4 protein-coding genes are annotated in these 3,089 nt (G+C 62.9%); 3 read left to right on the top strand and 1 reads right to left on the bottom strand.

The window, feature by feature from the left end:
- Positions 1-43: 43 nt before the first annotated feature.
- The 3 genes from IRT45_RS35990 (at position 44) to IRT45_RS35980 (ending at position 2,267) form a co-directional block, all read left to right on the top strand.
- Complete coding sequence (locus IRT45_RS35990; RefSeq protein ID WP_194810217.1) at positions 44-1,108, top strand: IS110 family transposase; 1,065 nt, start codon at positions 44-46, stop codon at positions 1,106-1,108.
- Between the two features lie 233 nt (positions 1,109-1,341).
- Positions 1,342-1,815, top strand: coding sequence for a recombinase zinc beta ribbon domain-containing protein (locus IRT45_RS35985; RefSeq protein ID WP_194810216.1), 474 nt, complete (start codon positions 1,342-1,344; stop codon positions 1,813-1,815).
- Between the two features lie 5 nt (positions 1,816-1,820).
- Positions 1,821-2,267, top strand: a complete 447-nt coding sequence (locus tag IRT45_RS35980; protein WP_194810215.1) for a hypothetical protein — start codon at positions 1,821-1,823, stop codon at positions 2,265-2,267.
- A 406-nt stretch (positions 2,268-2,673) separates the two neighbouring features.
- On the opposite strand, the gene IRT45_RS38155 is transcribed toward IRT45_RS35980, so the two are convergent.
- The gene (locus IRT45_RS38155; RefSeq protein ID WP_375540189.1) at positions 2,674-2,880 is read right to left on the bottom strand and encodes an IS3 family transposase; all 207 of its coding nucleotides are present in this window, start codon (positions 2,878-2,880) and stop codon (positions 2,674-2,676) included.
- Positions 2,881-3,089 lie beyond the last annotated feature (209 nt).

Below are 3,089 nucleotides of genomic sequence, written 5' to 3'. Positions count from 1 at the left end.
TCACACTTGACGAAGCAGATAGGTAAGGACGGACGCAACCGGCATGGACACTGTCTCGGAGATTATTGGCGGAGTCGATACCCACGGTCTGACCCACCACGCCGCGGTGATCGATCCGGTCGGCCGGCATCTGGCCGACCGCGAGTTTCCCGCCACATCCCGCGGCTACCGCGAGTTGCTGGCTTGGCTGCGCTCGCACGGCACTGTCGCCAAAGTCGGTGTGGAAGGAACCGGCGCTTACGGCGCCGAGCTGGCTCGGGTGCTCGCTGCAGCCGGTGTCACGGTGATCGATGTCGACCGCCCCGACCGCAAAACCCGTCGATCACAAGGGAAATCGGACCCAATCGACGCCTACGCCGCGGCGATTGCCGTGCTCTCGGGTCGGGCCACCGGCATCCCGAAAAGTCGTGACGGGGTGGTTGAAGCCGTTCGCGTGTTGCGGGCGGCCAGGCGCAGTGCGGTCAAGTCCCGGACACAGGTCTTGAACCAAATCCGTGGCCTGTTGGTCTCGGCGCCGTCTGTCCTACGTGAACGGACAGCAGGCATGGAGCGTTCGGCGTTGATACGGACTTTGGCTCGGCTGCGGCCTGATGCGGACCTATCCAATCCGCTCACCGCCACGCGGACTGCTCTGCGCCTGCTGGCTCGGCGCTGCCAAGCTCTCGACATCGAGATCGCCGAACTCGAGGCGCAGATCCGCCCATTGGTCGCCCAGGCCGCGCCCGCACTGCTGGACCTCTACGGAGTCGGCCCCGAAACCGCCGGTCAACTACTGGCCACCGCTGGAGACAACCCCGAACGGATGCATTCGGAAGCCGCTTTTGCCCACTTGGCGGGCGTCGCGCCGATCCCTGCATCCTCAGGACGAACCAACCGTCACAGGCTCAATCGCGGCGGCGACCGAGCCGCGAACAATGCCCTGCACACCATCGTTCTGGTTCGAATGCGATTCGATCCGCGACCTCGCGCCTACGTCGATCGTCGCACCAAGGAGGGGTTGTCACGCAAGGAGATCATGCGCTGTCTCAAACGATTTGTCGCGCGAGAGGTCTACCGCACCCTCACCGCACCAGAAATGCAGTCCCAGAACCTAATTCCAGCCGCTTGACATCTATAGGAGCATCAACATCCGATTAGCACTCAAGCAAGGCAGCCGAGCGTCGCAGTGGACATGCATCGGAGACGCGGACACCAACGTTCCAGACTGACGATGGTCGGCGCCTCGCCCCCTGATCCCGAACAGTCGGCTCGAAGTCGTTCTAGACGCTGGCCATCTGCTCTTCACCGATCGTGCCGAGGATATCCTGGGCACGCTGCATCGTGCCGCACTCCGCAAGGCCGATGAGCGATCATGGGATCTGGTGCTACGTGGGATACGTCGTATGGAAAGGGCAGATCTACCCCGGCCGCCACGAACCGCTCATCAGCCACGAACTTTTCGAGCGAGTCCAGGATGTCCTCCGACTTCGCAGCGCCAATGGCAACCGGGACCGAATCCACAGTCACTACCTCAAGGGCTCTCTGTTCTGCCCGCGCTGTCGCGCCAACGCCGAAACCTCGCGGCTGGTCTTCAGCAAGTCGACGGGGCGCAACGGCACCCGCTATGCGTATTTCGTTTGCCGCCGTAGCAAAGAGGGCCTCTGTGATCTTCCGGCCCTCCCGGCCGACGCAGTGGAGGAGGCGATCGTCGAGCACTACCGCACCCTCGAACTGCCTGCCGATTTCGCTGCCGAGACCCGAGCCTTGCTCGGAGAAGTCGTCGCCGACGAAACGCATCCACTCGCAGGCTGCACGCAGGACTCGAACGGCAGCTGAAGGAATTGGACAAGAAGGAGAGCCGCCTCGTCGACCTGGTCGCCGACGGCTCGATGCCGCAGGCGAAGGTCTGCATGAAACTCATCGAGCTCAAGAGCGAGCGCAAACGCATCGAGGCTCAATTGGCCAACATCTCAGAGCAACTCGGCATCGGCGCGAAGGTCCTGACCCACGCGTTCGACCTCATCGCCACGCCCTTCAGCCTGTATCGGGATTCGAGCCCTGAGGTCCGCCGCCACCTCAACGAGACGTTCTACCGCCGCTTCTACATCGACGATCTGGAGGACACCATGACGCCGCAGGTGACAGATGAGATGAATCCGGTCTTCGCCGACCTCCACCGGGTCGCCCGCATTTGTCGAGGTGTACAAACACCCAGGTCGAAGCGGTTGGCAAGCCAAGATTCGCACCGCCGGACGGCGGTTCGAATAAGGCTCTCTGGGTGGACCTAGCGGGACGTTATTCGAACCGCACTGACCTGCAGAAACTCGAAGCATCCCTAGCAAAAATCTCAGGTTCAGGACATCTCAACGGCCTCCCGGCGACGCCGTCCTTCCAAACGTACGCCGACTGCGACCCGTATGCCCCAACGGCTCGAACGCCACCTCTCCCGCACCGAGAAGAACGAGCTGATCCAGGCATACCGCGACGGCGTGCCCGCGGCCGAGTTCGCCCGCCGCTACCACGCGTCCAAGAGCGCGATCCTCGAGCTGCTCGCCAAACGCAAGATCCCGCGCCGCTATCAGTCGATGACCGACGCCGGCATCAAGCACGCCGAAAAGCTCTACCTCGCCGGGCACTCCCTCACCGCCTGTGCCACACTCACCCGCTTCCCCGCCAGCAGCATCAACCGCGCCCTCAACAAACGCGGCACCCCGGGTCCGCCGAGGTGCCCCAGCGGGCCAGGTGGGCGTGGATCCGCCGATAACCATAGGTGCCGTCGGAGTGCTCGAAACAGAACCGGATCTCCGCGGCCAGGATTTCGCGCCGGCATGCGGTCGCCGAGGGTTCGCGGTTAGGCCATGCGTAATAGCCTGATCGGGATACTTTCGCCCACCGACACATGGACACCACGGAATGATTGCCTTCTTCGGAGGCGATGAACGCGTATTTCAGTGTCACTGGTGCTTTTCCGCGACGAAGGCCACCGATTTTCCCAAGAATCGATTCTCTTCATCCAGTTCACGCACCCGCCGCTCGAGTTCCTTCTGCCGGGCGCGCTCCGAGATCGCCAATTCCGCGTCGCTGACATGCGTCTCCCGGAAAATCTTGAC

Origin of the sequence: Nocardia sp. BSTN01 (assembly GCF_015354405.1) — a bacterium.
GTDB lineage: Bacteria > Actinomycetota > Actinomycetes > Mycobacteriales > Mycobacteriaceae > Nocardia.
The sequence above is the reverse complement of the archived record's forward strand: the minus strand, read 5'-3'. Positions and strand labels throughout refer to the sequence as shown.

Coding starts and splice junctions, on each gene's coding strand:
- IRT45_RS38155 (WP_375540189.1), bottom strand. CDS start 2,880: ATGTGTCGGTGGGCGAAAGTATCCCGATCAGGCTATTACGCATGGCCT.
- IRT45_RS35990 (WP_194810217.1), top strand. CDS start 44: ATGGACACTGTCTCGGAGATTATTGGCGGAGTCGATACCCACGGTCTG.
- IRT45_RS35985 (WP_194810216.1), top strand. CDS start 1,342: ATGAGCGATCATGGGATCTGGTGCTACGTGGGATACGTCGTATGGAAA.